The organism is Lacrimispora indolis DSM 755 (genome assembly GCF_000526995.1).
GTDB lineage: Bacteria > Bacillota > Clostridia > Lachnospirales > Lachnospiraceae > Lacrimispora > Lacrimispora indolis.
This window is the reverse complement of the sequence record NZ_AZUI01000001.1, coordinates 2,606,658-2,625,160: the sequence shown is the minus strand read 5'-3', so window position 1 is coordinate 2,625,160 and position 18,503 is coordinate 2,606,658. Positions and strand designations below refer to the sequence as shown.

The window sequence follows — 18,503 nt, the reverse complement described above, 5'->3', positions numbered from 1 at the left end:
TTTATCAAGTTTCCAAACCTCCGTCACCTTTTCCGGCCTCCTGCCTGCCGTAAAAAGCCAGTATCCTGTCCATTCTGGAGGCCATGTTTGCAAGGAGCAAGTCTGCAGTGGTAAGAGCCGCCATGGCTTCCACCACCACCACCGCCCGCGGAACGACGATGGGGTCATGGCGTCCCTTGATCCGGATCTCTGTTTCCTCTCCCCGGCGGGTCACGGTCTTCTGGGGCTGGGCAACAGAAGGCGTTGGTTTAAATGCAGCCCGGAGGACTACTTCGGAACCGTCGCTGATCCCTCCAAGGATCCCTCCCGCGTGATTGGTTGCCTTTTCCACTCTCTTATTAAACCCATTGCAAAAACCATCGTTGTTCTGGGAGCCAAGGGCGCGGGCGGCTGCAAAACCATCTCCTATCTCAAAGCCCTTGACAGCTCCGATGGACATGACAGCCTTTGCAAGAGCCGCATCATATTTTTCAAACACAGGATCCCCGATCCCGGCAGGAACGCCGTCAATGACGCATTCCACCACACCGCCTACTGAATCCAGTTTTCCCATCATCTCTTCCAAGTATGCCTCTGCAAGAGCTGCGGTTTCCCTATCCGGCATGAAAAGGCGGTTTTTATCCCGTTCCTCCATATTAAAATGCTCCGGCTTTGCCTCATAAGGTCCCACAGATCTGGTGTAAGCGTTCACAGTGATTCCCAGGCTCTTTAAAAAGCAGGCGGCAACAGCGCCGGCTGCCACCCTTCCTATGGTCTCCCTTCCGGAAGAACGGCCGCCTCCCCGGTAATCCCTGATCCCATATTTTTCATCAAAGGTAAAATCTGCATGGCCGGGGCGGTAAACCTCCATCAAGTTTCCGTAATCCCTGGAACGCTGGTCCGTGTTCCATATGACCATGGAAATGGGAGTCCCTGTTGTCATTCCTTCAAAAACCCCGGACAGGATCTCTGCCTGATCGGCCTCCTGGCGCTTTGTGGTAAATTTGCTCTGGCCCGGCTTTCTGCGGTCCAAATACTCCTGGATATCCGCCTCCTCCAGTTTAAGTCCCGCCGGACAGCCGTCTACCACAACCCCAATGGCTTTTCCGTGGGATTCCCCCCAGGTTGTTACCTTCCATATTGTCCCCAGTGTTGATCCTGCCATGTATGTTTCTTCCTTTCTTTCCTCTCCCTTGCCCGTGCCTTCCGGGCAGAGCCCGTCCCGCTTTATGGGGCGCAAAGATATACCTGCAAGGTATTTTATTTTCCGACTTTTACGATTACGCAGCTGTTAGGCTCGTTGACCTTGATTTCCTTGCCGTTCATGATCAAAAGTCCCTTCTCATATTCAACCGTGAAAAATGTAATGCTGCCTGTCTCATGGTTGATGGAAGCGATATGCTTATCATCCGGGAACACACAGACATCCTTGGGATAACTGCCGCTTATGGGAAGACAGCATACGACCTCTAAAAGCCCGGTGTCCTTGTCCCGCATGTAAACCGAAACAGAATTGTCTCCGGCATTGCCGCAGAATACGTACTTTTCATCATTGGAGAGGCGCAGGGAACATGCCGCCGTAAGCTGGCTGTGCTTGGATCCTACGGTGGAAATCGTCTGGATCTTCTCAATCTTCGGCTGGCGCTCCCCTGTTTCATAGGTGAACACATCGATCACGTTCTTTAACTCGGAAATAAGGTAGAAAAACTTTCCGTCGGAACTGAAACGGAAGCACTTGGGAGCGGACTCCAGTTCGCAGTGCAGGGCATCCACCAGGATCATTTCCTCGTCATGTTCATTAAAACGGTAGATTTTGATCTGGTCGATTCCAAGATCAGCCACCATGATAAATTTTCCGTCAGGAGTTCTCCTGGAACAGCTCACATGGGGACGGAAGTTTCTCTCCGCCACGCTGCCAAGACCCTTGTGGAACACCGCGGTCACGATCTCTCCTACAGAGCCATCCTTATTTAAACGCAGCACCGTGGATTTTCCATCGTGGTATCCTGATACGAAAATATACTTATCCTCCGCATCGGTGGACAGATGGCAGCCTCTCATCCCCTTTATATTGGCTGAATTAAGCCTTGTGATGGCTCCGTTCTCATGAATGCGGAAGGACACGACTCCTTCATCTGCGATGGAGTAAAGCGTCTTCCCGTCATTGGATGCGATCACATAAGAAGAATTGTCAACCTCCACCTCACATCTTGGAACAAAACGGCCCTTTTCCACATCAACATCGTATACGGTAATCCCCTTAGCCTGTCCGTTGTAGGAATAAGAACCTACATAAGCCATATACTTGCCTTTCATTATACATTTCCTCCTGATATCTTCCTTGGCGTGATTCCCTTCCTGAGGGCAAACCCGTGGGCAGCCTGGGTTCAGAAAATCAGCCGTTCGACGAGCCGTTAAGCGAATCGAACTTCCTGGTATAACCTAAAACTATCATATCATAAATTTCCCCGTTTGTTAAGGAAAAACTTCCTTAAAAACTATTGACATACAATGAAAAAACAGTATAATGTATCTTGCTGCGTGTTTATCATTACTAAACTTTTTAGTTATATTTATCGTCAGTTAGTATAGGTAAACTTTCGGCTTATTATAACAAAAAGGAGGAGCATATGGATATCGGTGCAAAACTAAAAGAGCTTCGGGTCTTAAAGGGGCTTACTCAGGAAGAGCTGGCTGACCGCGCAGAGCTGTCAAAGGGGTTCATCTCCCAGCTGGAAAGGGACTTGACCTCCCCCTCCATTGCTACCCTTTTGGATATTTTGCAATGCCTTGGAACCTCTGTCGGCGAGTTCTTTAATGAAAGCCCGGAGGAACAGATCGTTTTCGGAAAATCCGATTACTTTGAAAAACACGATTCAGAACTTAAGAATGACATCAAATGGATCATTCCCAATGCACAGAAAAACATGATGGAGCCGATTCTTCTCACCCTGGAAGCCGGCGGAGAGACCTATCCTGATAATCCTCATGAAGGTGAGGAATTCGGCTACGTGTTACAGGGTAATATTTCCATTCATATAGGTAACAAAACATATAAAGCCAGAAAAGGGGAATCCTTTTACTTTGTATCAGACAAAAAACATTACTTAAGCAGCAAGGCCGGCGCTACTCTTATCTGGGTCAGCTCCCCGCCAAGCTTTTGACAGGAGGATAAAGGGTCATGGGTCAGCCATTAATTGATTTACGGAATATCACAAAAAGCTTTGACGGTACCATGGTACTGGATGATTTAAACCTCTCCGTTAAGGAGAACGCATTTGTTACCCTGCTAGGACCCAGCGGCTGCGGCAAAACCACAACCCTTCGGATTATCGGCGGCTTTGAAAGCCCTGACCAGGGGAAGGTGATCTTTGAGGGACAGGACATCACCAACCTGCCTCCCAACAAACGGCAATTAAACACGGTATTCCAGAAATACGCCCTGTTTAACCACATGTCCATTTCGGAAAACATCGCCTTTGGCCTGAAAATCAAAAATAAACCAAAAGCCTATATACAGGATAAGATCAAATACGCCTTAAAGCTGGTTAACTTAGACGGCTTTGAAAACCGCACGGTAAGCTCCTTAAGCGGAGGCCAGCAGCAGCGGATCGCCATTGCCAGGGCAATCGTAAACGAACCAAGAGTTCTTCTCCTTGACGAGCCTTTGGGAGCGCTGGACTTAAAGCTTCGCCAGGATATGCAGTATGAGCTGATCCGTTTGAAAAATGAGCTGGGCATCACCTTTATCTACGTGACCCATGACCAGGAAGAAGCCCTGACCATGTCCGACACTATCGTCGTCATGAACCAGGGTTATATCCAGCAGATGGGGTCCCCGGAAAACATCTACAATGAACCGGAAAATGCCTTTGTGGCCGATTTCATCGGGGAAAGCAACATTATGCCCGGAATCATGGTCAGGGATGAGCTGGTGGAGATCTTTAACGCCAAATTTGTCTGCGTTGACAAAGGCTTTGGAACCAACGCTCCGGTTGACGTTGTCATCCGCCCGGAGGATATTGATCTGGTATCTCCCGAGGCAGGCTCCCTGACAGGGATTGTGACCCATCTGATTTTCAAGGGCGTCCACTATGAAATGGAAGTGACTACGCCTAACGGTTTTGAATGGCTGGTACACAGCACGGATATGTTCCCGGTCGGACAGGAAGTGGGCATTCATGTGGACCCGTTCGATATCCAGATCATGAACAAACCGGCTTCTGAGGATGAGGAGGCTGTGGGAATCAATGAGTAAAAAATTATTATCCGGCCCATATATCATGTGGATGATCGGCTTTATCCTGATCCCGCTGGCGCTGATTGTATTTTACGGGCTTACGGACCGGTCCGGGGCCTTTACCCTGGGAAATGTCCTTTCCGTCACAACGGCGGAACATGCAAAGGCCCTTTGGCTCTCACTTGGACTTTCCTTTATCAGCACGGTCCTCTGCCTGATCCTCGCTTATCCTCTGGCCATGATCCTGCGCTCCAGGGGAATGGGCCAGGGAAGCTTTATCGTTTTTATCTTCATCCTTCCCATGTGGATGAATTTTCTTCTCCGGACCCTGGCATGGCAGACCTTACTGGAAAAAAACGGCGTCATTAACGGCATTTTAAACGCCCTTCACCTGCCTAACCAGAATCTGATCAATACACCGGGAGCCATTATCCTCGGCATGGTTTACAACTTTTTGCCGTTTATGGTCCTTCCCATTTACAATGTACTGATGAAAATTGACGACAACGTGATAAACGCTGCCAGGGACTTAGGGGCCAACACCATCCAGGTTCTGTTCCGTATCCTGTTTCCATTAAGCGTTCCCGGCATTGTGAGCGGGATCACCATGGTGTTCGTGCCGGCTCTTACCACCTTTGTCATCTCCAACCTTTTGGGAGGCAGCAAGATCCTCCTGATCGGAAATGTCATTGAACAGGAGTTTACCAAGGGAAGCAACTGGAATTTAGGCTCAGGCCTTTCCCTTGTTCTCATGGTTTTCATTCTGATCAGCATGGCACTGATTGCCAAATACGATAAAAACGGGGAGGGAACGGCATTCTGATGAACAGGAAAAGCTTTATCAAACGCTTTATCCAGGATTTTTACCTGGTTATCATTATGGTATTTTTATATGCCCCCATTGCCACCATGGCAGTGCTCTCCTTTAACAGTTCCAAATCCCGTACCCAATGGGGCAGCTTTACCACCAGATGGTATGGGGAGCTGTTCTCAAGCAGCACCATTATGGCAGCCCTTTACAATACCCTGCTGATCGCATTCCTTTCCTCTTTGATTGCGGTCATCATCGGCACTGCGGCAGCCATTGCCATTAACAGCATGAACCGGATCCCCAGGTCTGTTCTCATGGGCATTACCAACATCCCCATGCTGAATGCGGATATTGTTACCGGAATCTCTCTCATGCTGGCGTTTATCGCCTTTCGGTTTTCCCTGGGATTTCAGACCATTTTGATTTCACATATAACCTTTAATATTCCTTATGTCATTTTAAGCGTCATGCCCAAGCTAAAGCAAACGGATAAAAGTACTTACGAAGCCGCCATGGACTTGGGAGCCACATCGGTCTCCGCATTTTTTAAAGTGGTGTTCCCGGATATCCTTCCCGGCGTGCTTTCCGGTTTTCTCCTTGCTTTCACCATGTCCTTGGATGACTTTATCATCACCCACTTTACCAGGGGAGCCGGCATCAATACCCTTTCAACCTTAATTTACAGCGAAGTGCGCCGGGGGATACGCCCCTCCATGTACGCCCTGTCAACCATCATCTTTATCACGGTGCTTGTGCTGCTTCTCATCACCAACTTTGCACCAAAGCGTAAAAAACAATAGGAGAACACTCACATGAAAAAAAAATTATCTAAAATCATGGCGGTCAGCGCCCTGTCCCTCCTTTCCATCTCCCTTTTAAGCGGCTGCGGAAAATCCGCTCCAAAGGCAGGAGGCAGCGGAGAGGTTTACGTGTACAACTGGGGCGAATACATTGACGAGTCCGTTATCGAGCAGTTTGAACAAGAAACCGGAATCAAGGTCGTTTACGACATGTTTGAAACCAATGAAGAGATGTATCCTGTCATTGAGGCGGGGGGCGTAAAATATGACGCCGTATGCCCTTCCGATTACATGATCCAGAAAATGATTGAAAACAATCTTCTCTCTGAAATCAATTTTGACAATGTTCCTAATGTAAAGGAAATCGATCCCAGATACCAGGAAATGTCAAAGAGCTTTGATCCGGAAAACAAATATTCCGTGCCATATTGCTGGGGAACCGTAGGGATCCTTTATAACACCAGCATGGTAGACCCTAAAGACGCTCCCACCAAATGGTCTGACTTATGGGATGAGAAGTTTAAGGATAATATCCTCATGCAGGACAGCGTCCGTGATGCCTTTATGGTGGCATTAAAATCCCTTGGCTATTCGGCCAACACCACCAACGAGGCTGAGATCAATGAAGCAAAAGAACTGCTTATCAAGCAAAAACCTCTTGTTCAGGCCTATGTCATTGATCAGGTCCGGGATAAGATGATCGGCGGCGAGGCCGCAGTGGGCGTCATTTACTCCGGAGAAATGCTTTACATCCAGAATGAAGTAAAGGACCTTGGCCTTGACTATTCCCTGGAATACGTGATCCCGGAAGAAGGAACCAACCTCTGGCTGGATTCCTGGGTCATTCCTGCCAATGCGCCCAACAAGGAAAATGCGGAAAAATGGATCAACTTCCTCTGCCGTCCTGACATTGCTAAAAAGAATTTTGAATACATCACCTATCCAACTCCCAACAAAGGGGCTTTTGATTTACTTGATCCGGAGCTGCAGAATAACAAGGCAGTTTTCCCTGACGAGGATAATTTAAAGAACAGCGAAGTGTACCAGTATCTGGGAGATGAGGTGGATTCTCTTTATAATGAGGCATGGAAAGAGGTAAAATCCAACTAACAGACAGTTAAAAGGAGAAGATCCGGTGTGTGTTCATATAGGCGCGCAAAACGGATCATGGGATTCCATGAAGCAGACAGCAGATTATGCTGTCTGCTTTTATAATAACATGCTTTTATAATAACATGCTTTTACAAGTGCAAATTTTTCCATTGACCACACTGGTCGGTTATGCTACAATGCAATTAATCGACCAGTGTGGTCAATTTTACACTGAAAGGATGTGGTTTTGTTGTACGAAAATTTTATCGGCTTAAAAGAAGAAAAGCGGGATGCCATCATCAACGCTGCCTTTACGGAGTTTGCAGAAAACGGCTATGATCTGGCATCCACCAACACCATTGTAAAGGCGGCTGCCATTTCAAAAGGAGCACTGTTCCACTATTTTCCCAGTAAAAAGGAACTGTTCCTGTTCCTCTGCAGCTATGCCTTTGAGCTGGTCAGCCGAGAGTTTTACCAGCAGATCGGCCATTGCCAGGGCGATCTCATCATCCGGTACCGCCGGGCCGCCATGCTAAAGGGGCAGGTATACCAGCGCTATCCCCGGCTGTTCGAATTCATCAAACGGCTGACAAAAGAAAAATCACCTGATATTGCCTCTGAGCTTTCAGAGGAGCTTAAGCGTGTGACGGCATACGGCTATGAGATGCTGCTGGGTAATTTAGACCAGTCCCTTTTCCGCCCGGATATCCCCTTTGAGAAGGCCAGGGACCTGATCATATGGGCGTTGGAGAATTACGGTAACCGCTCCATGGAACTGGTCGGTGACAAACGGGTGGAGGAAATCGACATGGATGCCCTTAATGCCGACTTTGATCAATACCTTGAGGTTCTGCGTAAATGCTTTTATAAACAGTGAGGAGGAAAAAATAATGTCTGCAATTGATATTCATGATCTAAGGAAAAGCTTTGGAAAATCCATGGCCTTAGACGGGGTTGATCTCCTGGTCCCAAACGGCTCGGTCTACGGTTTTATCGGGCCAAACGGCGCTGGTAAATCCACCACCATCCGCATTCTGCTGGGGCTTCTTAAAAAGGACGGCGGAGAGGTAAAGCTGCTGGGCGGCGATCCCTGGAAGGACACGGTTGAGCTGCACAAGCGTCTGGCCTATGTTCCCAGCGATGTACAGCTTTGGGACAACATGACCGGCGGCGAAATCATCGACTTTCTCGGAAAGCTGCGGGGAAATTATTCCAGGGAACGACGGGCCCGGCTGATCCAGCGCTTTGACCTGGACCCCACCAAGAAATGCAAGACCTACTCCAAGGGCAACCGGCAGAAGGTAATGCTGATCTCCGCCTTTGTTTCGGATGTGGAACTGCTCATCCTTGACGAACCGACCACCGGTCTTGATCCGCTGATGGAAACCGTGTTCCAGCAGTGCGTAAAAGAGGCCAGAGACCAGGGGAAGACGGTATTTCTCTCCAGCCATATCTTATCTGAGGTGGAGGCAGTTTGCGACCGGATCGGCGTCATCCGCGGGGGAAGGATCATCCAGCAGGGCACCATGTCGGACTTGAAAGCGCTTATTGAGGGCTGCCAGCCGCCCACCCTGGAAACCCTGTTTATGAACTACTACAAAAAGGAGACAAAAGGGAGGGTATGAAGATGAAGAGATATTTACACGGCACGGATGCTCTGATGAGGCTGTATCTGCGGCAAAACCGCATTTTCACGCTGGTCTGGCTGCTGCTGCCGGGACTTTGGGTTGCCATCAACACCATATCATCGCTGGTGCTCTTCCCCACACAGGAGGCTCTTGTCAGGATGGGTGTCACCCTCATCGATCCCCTTACCCAGGCCATACACGGCCCGCTGCTGGTTGTTTCGGTGGCAGGTTTTGTCACCTGGCGCACCAAAGTGTTCATGGTGATATTAAGCGGAATCTTCAGCGCCATCCACATGATACGCCATACCCGGCTGGCCGAAGAGCAGGGAAAGGAGGAACTGCTGAGAGCCAACGTGACCGGCTGCCTGGCGCCCCTGACTGCGGCACTGCTCACAATGATGCTGGTCAACGGAGGCGCTGCCCTGCTGACGGCTCTGGCAATGACGGCGCTTGGTCTTTCTCTGACCGGCTCCCTGGCCCATTGCCTGGGCTTCTTCGCCGCAGCCTGCGTACTTGGCATCCTGACAGGCGTTGCGGCTCAATTCTTTGTGGGAGCTTCGGCGGCACGGGGAGCTGCCTTTGGCAGCCTGGGAATACTGTTTGCCCTGCACACCCTCTGGAATGCGGCGGGAGCAGCTCATCCTGCGGGGTATCTCAACCCCCTTGACTGGCCGCTGCTGATCCGCCCATTTGCCGGGGAGCGCTTTATGGTGCTGCTGATCCCCCTGGCAGCGGGCGCCGCACTGACGGCACTGTCCCTATGGCTGATGTTAAGGCGGGATGTGGGCGCCGGATTATTCCCCCAGCGGAAAGGACGTGCTTTTGCAAAGCCCGGATTCCGTTCCCTCTTTGCACTTGCCTGGCGCACCCAGAGAGGCTTGTTCCTCTCATGGTTTTTGTTCTATGCCGTATTTTCCTTTGCCTTAGGCTGCGTCAGCTACTTAATGACAGACGCCGTCAGCTCAGCGGAAGCGCTTGCCGGGCTCATTGAACGCCTGGGCGGGATGGACCGGGCTTTTATGTCCCTGATGCTGTATATTTTCAGCATGATCATCTCCGTTTATGTGCTGCTGTCGGCAGGGCTTTTGCGTCGGGAAGAGGTGGACAGAGGGGAAACCCTGCTTGCCCTGCCCGTCCGCCGGGAACGGCTGGCATTAAGCCATCTGGTCTATATCTTCGGCGGCTCGGCAGCCATTGCACTGGTGTCCGGCTTCTGCGTGGGCCTGGGAACGGTAGCAGGAACAGGAGATCAGGGCGCTCTTGCCCGGCTGTTCTTAGATATGGCAGAGAAAATCCCTGGAATCTGGGTCTTTGGCGGCATTGCCCTGCTGTTGTTCGGAGCTCTGCCCAAATGGATGAACGGGCTTAACTACGGCCTGCTGATATTGTTCATTCTCATAGAAATTTTGTGGGAACAGCAGAATATCAGCAATATGCTGTATGGGATTTCTCCTTTCTCCTGGATAACGCCCCTTAAGGCCAGCCAGCCGGCTGCAGCACCCATCGTCCTGTGCGCCGTCACGGCGGTTCTGACCTTGGCGGGGATTGCACTGTTTAAGCGCAGGGATGCGGCATTGCACTGAATACGAATTACTGACAGGCGCCGGAAGCCAGATCCGGCGCTTTTTGCTACTGTTTTTACCGCCTGGGAACAGCTCTGGGAAACCGGATATTTCAGCGGCACTTTCAGTTCCAAAAAATATATTTTTACTGTTGACTGGTGAGCCAAAGTGCGATATTTTAAAATTGACCAAACGACCCTTGTGGATAGCTTCATTAAGGTCTGCGGCAGAGATTTGATCAAATCCCAGGAGGCAAAGCCTCCTATGAGATGATGAAGGAGCGTCAAATGAAAACCATTGTTACAGACCGATTGATTATAAGAAAATTTGAACAAAGTGATTGGCAGGATATGTATGAATATTTGTCAGACAAAGAAACCGTTGCATTTGAACCATATGATATTTATTCAGAAGCTCAGGCCAAAGAAGAAGCAGCCAGAAGGTCAGATGATGAATCGTTTTATGCCGTCTGCTTAAAAGGAAGTGAAAAGTTAATAGGGAACCTGTATCTGGGCAAAGAGGATTATAATACATGGGAATTAGGATATGTGTTTAACAGGAAATACCAGGGCCGGGGTTATGCAACCGAGGGAGCAAAGGCTTTGCTTGGCCATGCCTTTACGCATTTAGGGGCAAGACGTATCATAGCCATGTGCAATCCAAAGAATGATCATTCCTGGAAGCTGCTTGAGCGGTTACATATGAGGCGGGAAGGCCTGCTTTTGCAAAATATCTATTTTAAAACCGACAGCAATGGTGATCCTGTATGGCTGGATACTTTCGAATACGCTATATTGAGACCGGAATGGAGTCAATGGTATAGGGAAGTCACCCAGTGACTTCCCTTAAAAAATCCGTGATCAGTCTTATCCCAAACATATCTATAGTCAAAGTCCCCGCCAACTACTTCATGCTTTTCTCATTTCAAGTGGGAGACTTGCTTGATTCAGTTAAAAGTTGGTGATCAGAACTTCAACCGTGACCGCATTCCGCTCTTTAAACTGATAGCTGCAATTAGAATAAGTATTATCAATATAATGGACTTTATACCCCTTGCTCCACTCAATCAAAAGATCATTGGACAGTCCCTTATGATACAGGACATTGGACAAGGCAAACCGGGTCCCCTGTTCATGAAGCCGGTCCAAAAGCCCCAGAAGGGCCTTCTCCTCTCTTTCCTTCCAGTCCTTGAATCCTCTGTTCCCATCGTTGTAATTTCCTGTGGAAATCAAGTAGGGAGGGTCGCAGTAAACTAAGTCATCCTGCCCCAATCCCGTAAAATCCAGTTCCATAAAGTCCAGATTGGAAAACTCAATGTTCTTTTCATGAAGGGCAAGGCAGAACTCCGTTAAATTCTTCTCAATGCTGCCGTTAAAGGAGCTTCTGTTCCTTCCAAAGGGGGAGTTGAACTCATGGCTGTTATTAAAGCGTATCTGATGGTTAAAGGCATAACAGGCCAGTACAAACAGCTCCATTAGATCCTTTGTCTTATTATAATCCGACCGCAAGGCATAATAACCTTCCTGGTTCTGCTGGGTCAGTTCATACTTTAAGATCAGTCCCTGGATCTTCTCCAAAATTTCCCCTATCTCCATGGAACGGAACATCTGGTACATCTGGGTCAGATAGGTGATCTGGTCATTGCAGACGATCTGCTCTGCATTCACATTGATCCCTACGTTAAAGCCTCCTGCAAATACATCCACAAAGGTTCGGATATCCTGGGGAAACGCCTTAAAAATAGGCTCCAGGATCTTGAATTTCCCCCCTGTATAGTTTAAAGGACTCTTTATGTACATGGCGGCACCTGCTTTTCCATATAGAAAAGAAGCTCCCGAAGCCGTTCCGTTTCCTTCACCTTCCGGCTTTTATATCTGCGGTACGGGATCTCATAGATCTGGAAGGTCTCTGGTTTTCCGTGCTTTTTCATAGCTTCCTCGATCTCACTTACCGTCATAAGCCCGTCCGTGCTGTAGCTTAATATGATATGCTTAAACCGGGCATTTTCAAGAAGCTTTTCAAAGGCAGGAACCGCTTTATTCTTCATGCAGAACTCTGATTTCTGTCCCTCATCGGGCCTCTGTCCCGTGACTCCCCGAACCTCCGGATAATCATATCTGGCGGCGGTTTCAAGAACGTGATAATTGGAAAGATACTGACGGGCATTATAGGGAGGGTCAATGTAAAGGATGTCCCCTTCTATCTGTGTTAAAAGGTCCGCTCCGTTTTCATTGAAACAGCGGTTCTGCTTTCCGTTATGGGTCACAGGCAGGCGGTACAGCTCATACCGTTTGTAGCTGCGCCTTTCCCAGGTTTTGTGGAATGCTCCGTAAGTCCCTGAGGTGTTGGAAACAAAAGGGATCCCCTCCACAATACAGGCAACCAGGTAATAATACTCGTCCTCGCTTAAAAGCCCGGCAGCCTTCCAGTCTTCCACAGTGCATCTGGCATAGTCAATGCGCAGGGCATTTTCATCGTTTAAATACATGCGGCCGCCCAGGGGAGCATAGGTGTTCTGGAAAAAACGCCGCTCCCCCGGCAGCTCTTCTAAATCTTTTTTTTCTCTGCCATTAAAAAATTCCACCGGATCCCTGATCCCTGTTTCTTCCTGCAAACGGGTAAACTCCGGCATGGCATCATTCTCAACGGTAGCCCTTTGCAGCACATAGGAAAAGTACAGCAGGTCATTGGAACAGACCTTGTACCACTGTTTAAAATGTCTGGCAACCGCAGCGGTTCCAGAAAATATATCACAAAAGCTTTCCGCTCCCGGCGCCTTTTCATCAATCACTTGCCTGATCTGGTCCAGCAGCAATGTCTTGCTCCCAATAAATCTCATTCTTTTCTTGCTCCCATTTCATTTTAGCCTGCCTACCATTATAATGTAAAATCACAAAAAATACAAGAAAAGTTGAGCTTCCTAAATTCCTTCGGCCTCAGAACCGGCATTTTTCCGTTTCCGCCGTCTTTTTAAGCGGTACATCCGTTCATCCGCTATGTTTAAAGCGGCTTCCGGTGACAGTCCCATCTCCTTTGCAACATAAACCACTCCGTAGCTGATGGACATTGGGTAGACCCTGCCGCCTGCTGCCAGCTTCTTATCAATAAGGCCCATCTTCTCCTCCGCCGCCTGCTCCCCGCAGTCCCGGAACAAGGCCACAAATTCATCGCCTCCGAACCGGCAGGTAAAGTCAGTATCCCCGGCAGATTCTTTCAGGGCTTTTGAAACAAACTTTATATATTCATCTCCGTACAAATGGCCGAACCGGTCGTTGATATTTTTCAGCCCATCCATATCGATCATACAAAGAGAAAAGGGAATGCCTTTCTGGATAAAGGTGTCAATGGTCCGCAGTCCGCTGCGCCGGTTATCCAGTCCGGTCAGCTCGTCTTTATAGGCCATAACCTCTAAAAAGGCTTCATTTTCCTTCTGATACGTGACATCAGTCATGAGATGAACCGCTGCCCGCTTCTCTCCCCATAGAAGGGAATAGGACTTTACCTGAAAGGTCTTATTGCGGGAGCATTTGAATTCATACCGCAGTTCCTGAGAAAGGCCGGTATGGGACTTTAAACGGGCCATTAAGGGGCAGTCTCCTTCCCCGCAGGTATATTGTCCTGTACCTGGATCATAGAAATGTTTTCTGGCCGATTCATTGGTATACAATATGTCCCCTGTCTCTTCTTCTATGACAACGACCCATTCTTTTAAACTGTCCATGATGGATATCAGCAGAGCATTAAACCTTTTGTTCTTTTCCACCTGTTCCTTCAGCCTGTTTTCCCTTTTCTCCAGCTGGACTACCATTTCATTAAACGCCCGGGAAAAGTCTCCCATAAAGTTCACCCGCTGCTTATAATCTCCCTTGATCACCTGATCGGTCTGCCAGGCCAGATGCTTTAAGGCAGCATGAAGCTGCTTTAATTGCCCCGCCTGAAAATTATACCGGGAAGGCATGGGAACGTTTAAGTTTCCTTCCGCCAGATTTTTAAGAAACTCATTGGATTCCATGAGACAATGAGAAAGAAAGGAAACAGTCTGGTCCAGATCTGAAAACACCTGGTCTCTTTCTTCCAGCTCCCCGGTAACCGGTCTATTTAAAATGATATTGCGGATCTGCTCCAGAAGAACAGAAGCATCTTTCTCTGTCATCCACTACACCTTCGCCTGATCATCGATCCTGGCCTCAAATCTGCATACACGTGAACCGCTGGCCCAGCAATCTACTTCTTTTACCACATATTCCTTTCCCGTATATTCCTTTAACACTCCGGCAAGGAATCCTTCGTCATAATTGCAGACATGGCCGCCTGTTATGGGGAGTCCGGAACAATCCAAGTCCTCCCCAACGGTCAGAATTACTTCTCCTGTACCGGGATCGAACTTTTCAATTCTTAAAATGCCTATTTTATGTACCTCCAGGCTTTGCTGCAGAGAGGCAATAAAATCATTGAGCGGAAGGGTTATGTCAAGCATGTGCAAGGTAAATTCTCTTCCCGAAAGCTCTCCAGCATTCCGGAATAAGTCTCTTGTCATTTCATCGCCAAATCTCCGGATCAGCTCACTTTTTAAGGAATACTGAAACAGCCGGTACATCATGACGGGCATCTCTTCCCCCAGGTTTTTCCTCCCTTCAGCGATATTCCCTATTGTGTCCCAGGTAAAATCCGTCTCTTCTCCTGTATGAAAAATATTGAACATATGCCTCCTCCTGTATCTTCATCTGCACAACCAGATCCATTCAATCAGGATCAGTTACGTGTACATTCATAATTTAAGCATATTTTGCCTGAATATTACCAATTTTCAGCCTTTTTTTCATTTAACTACCCGATTATGAGGGATACATTTTAAGCAATATGGGCTATCTGCCAAATGATTAAAGTCAACCATAATATATTATAATAAAGATTCCGACAAATTTCAACATAAAATGGTTACAGAAATTTTCTGTTACCGTTGAAAAAAAGTCACCGAAATAATATAAGGAGAAGCCATCTTGAAAATTCATACCGTTCCATGGTAAAATAAGAGAATATCCTAATGAAAGCAGGAAAGAGGGTGATGATACGAAGATACAGGAATCTGCCGAAAATTATCTGGAAACAATTCTCATGCTTAAGAACCGCAACGGCTATGTGCGCTCCATAGATATTGCGGAAGAATTGGATTTTTCCAAACCAAGCGTCAGCGTGGCAATGAAAAATCTCAGGGAAAACGGATACATCGGCATCGACGAAAACGGTCACATCTCTTTGCAGGAAAAAGGGCTGGAAATCGCAGAAAGGATGTACGAACGCCACACCTTGCTTTCAGAGTGGCTGATGGCCCTTGGGGTGACCCCTGAAACTGCATTGGAGGATGCCTGCCGGATCGAGCATGTAATAAGCGCAGAAAGCTTTGCAGCCATTAAAGCTCATGTAAACGACAGCAAAGAATCATAAAAACGAAAACAGGGAGGCAGGCTGACCAATGAGGACAGCCTGCCTCCTAACACATCATGGGCCCCCGGCGGGCAGCCCTTCTTTCAATTACTCAGGGATTTGAGCCGTTTCCAAATCCCCGTCTTCCTTCATCCGCACCCACACGGCCATCTCTCCCGGCGTTCGGTTCGCCCAGGAATAATAAGGAATCCATTTTAATTTCTTTTTTTCAAAGGCAGGAGCTTCATAGGGCCGGTATAAGGTTTCTTCCCCCCAGCCGGCTGTTCTTATTTTTTCTCCTTCACCGGTCAGGGTGACCACTCCCTTAAGCAGGCCGTTTTCAAATTCTTCTGTAAATGCCGTATCCTCTTTTAAACAGATCTGGTGCAGGCCGCTGCCATTGTCCGCCTCTTCCAGACAGTAGATGAGGGGGCCTCTGGAAAGGGCTGTTTTTCCAATGTCCTCTCTCACCTTTGGATTGGCCTGGTTCATCACCGCCTCCATTTTAAACTTACAAACGATCTGATCCCCTTTTTTCCATTTCCTGAACATATATACATAACCTTTTACCGGATCGTTTAAGACTTGTTCCCCGTTTATGGAAATCTCATATTCCCTGCACCAGTCAGGAATCCGCACAGCATAGGAAAACTCTGCTTCTTCCTGGGTAAAATCAATTTTTACTGTTCCATCCCAGGGATAATCAGTCTCCACATGAAACTCCACCGTCTGCCTCTTAAGGACAGTGGAAATATCTCCTCCGATGTATAAATTCATAAAGAGGCAGTCCTCTGCTTCCGTGTATGCATAGCCTCCGATGGAAGACAGCAGCCTGGCTAAATTAGGCGGACAGCAGGCGCAGCCAAACCATTTCTGGCGCTCTGCTTTCACATGCCTTTTGTTCTGGTCCTTTTCTGAGGCTTCAGGCACCACTTCCAGAGGATTGACATAGAAAAACCTGGTTCCGTCCAGGGACATGCCGCTGATGGCGCCGTTGTATAATGCCCGTTCCATAACATTGATGTATTTGCTGTCCTTTGACAATTCAAACATCTTTCTGGCAAAGAAGATCAGGCCGATGGCCGCGCAGGTCTCGGCATAAACCGTATCATTGGGAAGGTCATAGTCAAAAGTAAAGGCTTCTCCGTAATGGGAAGAGCCAATGGACCCTGTTATGTACATCTGCCTTTGGGTAATATTGTCCCAAAGACTTTCACAGGCTTTTTTCAGGCTTTCATCTTCTGTCTCTTTCGCCACAGCCGCCATGCCGCTGTAGAGATAGACCGCCCGGACCGCATGGCCTTCCGCCTTCTCCTGCTGCCTTACCTCCTTGCCTGCCTGATAATACTGGTATCCGAAACAGCTGTCCTTCCAATAGAACTGATTCTGGTTTCTTATGGTCTCCTCTTCAAAAAAGAGAGGAGCTCTTCCCCGTTCATCTATAAAATATTTTGCCAGTGCCAGGTGCTTTTCCTCTTTTGTTACCTCATACAGCCGTACCAGAGCCATCTCAATCACCTCATGGCCAGGATAGCCGTGTAATTTGCCTGGCCCTGATCCGAAGATCCGGTCAACACGGTCAACATAACGGACAGCGGCATCCAAGAGCTTCCGTTTTCCGGTGGCCTGGAAGTATACGACGGCAGCTTCTATCATATGTCCCAGACAATATAATTCATGATGATCCTTTAAATTTGTAAAACGTTTCTCAAGCCCGGTAATGATGTAATAGGTATTTAAATAGCCATCAGGCTGCTGGGCGGCACAGATATCGTCAATGGCCTCATCCGCCGTGCTCTCCAGCTCCTTGTCAGGATGCCACATAAGGCAGTATCCCACGGCTTCCAGCCACTTATAGGCATCACTGTCCTGAAATACCATTCCCATGAATTTCCCGGGAATCTTGCCGGAGGCCACTTTAAAGTTCTGCATGCAGCCGCTTGGCTCCGCCCCTTTGATCCGGTCATTTAAAGCCTCCCACTGGTACGGGATCACATGGTTTTGCACCAGGTCCAGATATTCACTGAAAAATCTGTCCTTAATCTTAATCTGTTTCATTGATAATAGTCTCATTCTGACATACTCCATTTCTTATAATCCGTTTCAATTTTCGCCTTTGTATTCTTTCTTAGTCCTTCAAGCCTGACAGCATAACGCCTTTTACAAAGGCATCCTGGGTAAAGAGGAACACGATCAGCACAGGCAGGACCGCTATGGTGGAAGATGCCATGAGAACCGGCCAGTCGGTGGAATACATTCCTTTCATGCTTGCCAGTCCCAGAGGCAGTGTATATTTCTTCGCATTATTAATGTAGATCAGGGGTGTAAAATAATCATTCCAGGTATTCATAAAGCAGAAAATCACCAGGGTGGCTATGGTGGACTTTGCCATTGGGAGCAGTATCTGTATGAATATCTGGAAGGGATTGCAGCCATCGATCTTAGCCGCTTCATCCAGTTCCCTGGGCACTGTAATAAAAAACTGCCTCATTAAAAAGGTTCCAAAAGCCGATACCATGGGCGGGATCATCAGGGACCATAAAGTATTCACCAGCCCATAGGTGGACATCTGAAGGAAATTGGTTATGACCGTGACGTGAAAGGGGATCATCATGGTCCCCAGATACAGCATGAAAATTTTATCCCTGCCCTTAAAGTTCAGTCTTGCAAACACATATCCGGCAAGGGCTGAGGTAAAGACCTGGAAAAACACCACCCAGACCGATACCTTGATGCTGTTCATAAAGTAGCCAAAGTAATTAAAGCGTGATGAGATATTGGTATAGTTCTGCCACACCAGGCGCTTGCCCAAAAGCTTGGGAGGAAAAACAAATACTTCCCCCAAATCCTTAAAAGAGGATGACAGCATCCAAAGAAAGGGAACCAGCATCAAAAAGGAGCCTGCCAGCAAGACGGCGTGTGAAATGATTTTCGTTATTTTATTTTTTGTTTTATCAGACATGCTTC

Annotated in this window: 18 protein-coding genes; 10 read left to right on the top strand and 8 right to left on the bottom strand. The window is 48.0% G+C overall.

From position 1 onward, the window contains the following. Positions 1-4: 4 nt before the first annotated feature. Together aroC and K401_RS0112600 are read right to left on the bottom strand one after the other, a co-directional pair. On the bottom strand, positions 5-1,144 hold the full coding sequence (aroC, locus tag K401_RS0112605) for a chorismate synthase (RefSeq protein ID WP_024293287.1): 1,140 nt from the start codon (positions 1,142-1,144) through the stop codon (positions 5-7). Between the two features lie 95 nt (positions 1,145-1,239). Further along, positions 1,240-2,295 carry a lactonase family protein gene (locus K401_RS0112600; RefSeq protein WP_024293286.1) on the bottom strand — a complete coding sequence of 352 codons (1,056 nt, stop codon included), beginning with the start codon at positions 2,293-2,295 and terminating at the stop codon, positions 1,240-1,242. 314 nt (positions 2,296-2,609) lie between these two features. Here K401_RS0112600 and K401_RS0112595 point away from each other — a divergent pair, with 314 nt between their 5' ends. The 9 genes from K401_RS0112595 (at position 2,610) to K401_RS0112550 (ending at position 10,951) form a co-directional block, all read left to right on the top strand. Beyond that, positions 2,610-3,143, top strand: a complete 534-nt coding sequence (locus K401_RS0112595; RefSeq protein ID WP_024293285.1) for a helix-turn-helix domain-containing protein — start codon at positions 2,610-2,612, stop codon at positions 3,141-3,143. Positions 3,144-3,160: 17 nt separating this feature from the next. Further along, positions 3,161-4,237, top strand: a complete 1,077-nt coding sequence (gene potA / locus K401_RS0112590; protein WP_024293284.1) for a spermidine/putrescine ABC transporter ATP-binding protein — start codon at positions 3,161-3,163, stop codon at positions 4,235-4,237. Continuing rightward, the gene (locus K401_RS0112585; protein ID WP_084492869.1) at positions 4,230-5,042 is read left to right on the top strand and encodes an ABC transporter permease; all 813 of its coding nucleotides are present in this window, start codon (positions 4,230-4,232) and stop codon (positions 5,040-5,042) included. Before potA ends, K401_RS0112585 begins: the two co-directional genes overlap by 8 nt. Continuing rightward, positions 5,042-5,830, top strand: a complete 789-nt coding sequence (locus K401_RS33570; protein WP_027352466.1) for an ABC transporter permease — start codon at positions 5,042-5,044, stop codon at positions 5,828-5,830. Before K401_RS0112585 ends, K401_RS33570 begins: the two co-directional genes overlap by 1 nt. A 12-nt stretch (positions 5,831-5,842) precedes the next feature. Continuing rightward, entirely contained in the window at positions 5,843-6,940 is a 1,098-nt protein-coding gene (locus K401_RS33565; RefSeq protein ID WP_024293281.1) for an ABC transporter substrate-binding protein, read from the top strand. 232 nt (positions 6,941-7,172) lie between these two features. Next, on the top strand, positions 7,173-7,799 hold the full coding sequence (locus tag K401_RS0112565) for a TetR/AcrR family transcriptional regulator (protein ID WP_024293280.1): 627 nt from the start codon (positions 7,173-7,175) through the stop codon (positions 7,797-7,799). Between the two features lie 13 nt (positions 7,800-7,812). After that, complete coding sequence (locus tag K401_RS0112560) at positions 7,813-8,547, top strand: ABC transporter ATP-binding protein (RefSeq protein WP_024293279.1); 735 nt, start codon at positions 7,813-7,815, stop codon at positions 8,545-8,547. A 2-nt stretch (positions 8,548-8,549) separates the two neighbouring features. Beyond that, positions 8,550-10,133, top strand: a complete 1,584-nt coding sequence (locus tag K401_RS0112555) for an ABC transporter permease (RefSeq protein ID WP_024293278.1) — start codon at positions 8,550-8,552, stop codon at positions 10,131-10,133. Between the two features lie 266 nt (positions 10,134-10,399). Continuing rightward, on the top strand, positions 10,400-10,951 hold the full coding sequence (locus K401_RS0112550) for a GNAT family N-acetyltransferase (RefSeq protein WP_024293277.1): 552 nt from the start codon (positions 10,400-10,402) through the stop codon (positions 10,949-10,951). Between the two features lie 111 nt (positions 10,952-11,062). On the opposite strand, the gene K401_RS0112545 is transcribed toward K401_RS0112550, so the two are convergent. The 4 genes from K401_RS0112545 to K401_RS0112530 form a co-directional block, all read right to left on the bottom strand. Continuing rightward, on the bottom strand, positions 11,063-11,911 hold the full coding sequence (locus K401_RS0112545; RefSeq protein ID WP_024293276.1) for a DNA adenine methylase: 849 nt from the start codon (positions 11,909-11,911) through the stop codon (positions 11,063-11,065). After that, the gene (locus K401_RS0112540) at positions 11,902-12,951 is read right to left on the bottom strand and encodes a DNA adenine methylase (RefSeq protein ID WP_024293275.1); all 1,050 of its coding nucleotides are present in this window, start codon (positions 12,949-12,951) and stop codon (positions 11,902-11,904) included. The genes K401_RS0112545 and K401_RS0112540 overlap by 10 nt, the downstream gene beginning before the upstream one ends. A gap of 81 nt (positions 12,952-13,032) precedes the next feature. Further along, positions 13,033-14,265: a sensor domain-containing diguanylate cyclase gene (locus K401_RS0112535; protein ID WP_024293274.1), complete on the bottom strand. Its 1,233-nt coding sequence runs from the start codon at positions 14,263-14,265 to the stop codon at positions 13,033-13,035. A gap of 3 nt (positions 14,266-14,268) precedes the next feature. Beyond that, on the bottom strand, positions 14,269-14,814 hold the full coding sequence (locus tag K401_RS0112530) for a V4R domain-containing protein (protein WP_027352467.1): 546 nt from the start codon (positions 14,812-14,814) through the stop codon (positions 14,269-14,271). Between the two features lie 326 nt (positions 14,815-15,140). Between K401_RS0112530 and K401_RS0112525 the strand changes: the two genes are divergently transcribed. Further along, a complete protein-coding gene (locus K401_RS0112525; RefSeq protein WP_084492867.1) occupies positions 15,141-15,557 on the top strand; it encodes a metal-dependent transcriptional regulator in 417 nt (138 codons plus the stop codon). 87 nt (positions 15,558-15,644) lie between these two features. Here K401_RS0112525 and K401_RS0112520 read toward each other — a convergent pair whose 3' ends face one another. Then, positions 15,645-17,594, bottom strand: a complete 1,950-nt coding sequence (locus K401_RS0112520; protein WP_242842305.1) for a glycoside hydrolase family 127 protein — start codon at positions 17,592-17,594, stop codon at positions 15,645-15,647. A 70-nt stretch (positions 17,595-17,664) separates the two neighbouring features. Next, a complete protein-coding gene (locus tag K401_RS0112515) occupies positions 17,665-18,498 on the bottom strand; it encodes a carbohydrate ABC transporter permease (RefSeq protein ID WP_024293270.1) in 834 nt (277 codons plus the stop codon). Positions 18,499-18,503: the final 5 nt, after the last annotated feature.

What these genes read in the sequence shown, in the direction of transcription:
- aroC (WP_024293287.1), bottom strand. Translation starts at nt 1,144, where the DNA reads ATGGCAGGATCAACACTGGGGACAATATGGAAGGTAACAACCTGGGGG.
- K401_RS0112600 (WP_024293286.1), bottom strand. Translation starts at nt 2,295, where the DNA reads ATGAAAGGCAAGTATATGGCTTATGTAGGTTCTTATTCCTACAACGGA.
- K401_RS0112595 (WP_024293285.1), top strand. Translation starts at nt 2,610, where the DNA reads ATGGATATCGGTGCAAAACTAAAAGAGCTTCGGGTCTTAAAGGGGCTT.
- potA (WP_024293284.1), top strand. Translation starts at nt 3,161, where the DNA reads ATGGGTCAGCCATTAATTGATTTACGGAATATCACAAAAAGCTTTGAC.
- K401_RS0112585 (WP_084492869.1), top strand. Translation starts at nt 4,230, where the DNA reads ATGAGTAAAAAATTATTATCCGGCCCATATATCATGTGGATGATCGGC.
- K401_RS33570 (WP_027352466.1), top strand. Translation starts at nt 5,042, where the DNA reads ATGAACAGGAAAAGCTTTATCAAACGCTTTATCCAGGATTTTTACCTG.
- K401_RS33565 (WP_024293281.1), top strand. Translation starts at nt 5,843, where the DNA reads ATGAAAAAAAAATTATCTAAAATCATGGCGGTCAGCGCCCTGTCCCTC.
- K401_RS0112560 (WP_024293279.1), top strand. Translation starts at nt 7,813, where the DNA reads ATGTCTGCAATTGATATTCATGATCTAAGGAAAAGCTTTGGAAAATCC.
- K401_RS0112555 (WP_024293278.1), top strand. Translation starts at nt 8,550, where the DNA reads ATGAAGAGATATTTACACGGCACGGATGCTCTGATGAGGCTGTATCTG.
- K401_RS0112550 (WP_024293277.1), top strand. Translation starts at nt 10,400, where the DNA reads ATGAAAACCATTGTTACAGACCGATTGATTATAAGAAAATTTGAACAA.
- K401_RS0112545 (WP_024293276.1), bottom strand. Translation starts at nt 11,911, where the DNA reads ATGTACATAAAGAGTCCTTTAAACTATACAGGGGGGAAATTCAAGATC.
- K401_RS0112540 (WP_024293275.1), bottom strand. Translation starts at nt 12,951, where the DNA reads ATGAGATTTATTGGGAGCAAGACATTGCTGCTGGACCAGATCAGGCAA.
- K401_RS0112535 (WP_024293274.1), bottom strand. Translation starts at nt 14,265, where the DNA reads ATGACAGAGAAAGATGCTTCTGTTCTTCTGGAGCAGATCCGCAATATC.
- K401_RS0112530 (WP_027352467.1), bottom strand. Translation starts at nt 14,814, where the DNA reads ATGTTCAATATTTTTCATACAGGAGAAGAGACGGATTTTACCTGGGAC.
- K401_RS0112520 (WP_242842305.1), bottom strand. Translation starts at nt 17,594, where the DNA reads ATGAAACAGATTAAGATTAAGGACAGATTTTTCAGTGAATATCTGGAC.
- K401_RS0112515 (WP_024293270.1), bottom strand. Translation starts at nt 18,498, where the DNA reads ATGTCTGATAAAACAAAAAATAAAATAACGAAAATCATTTCACACGCC.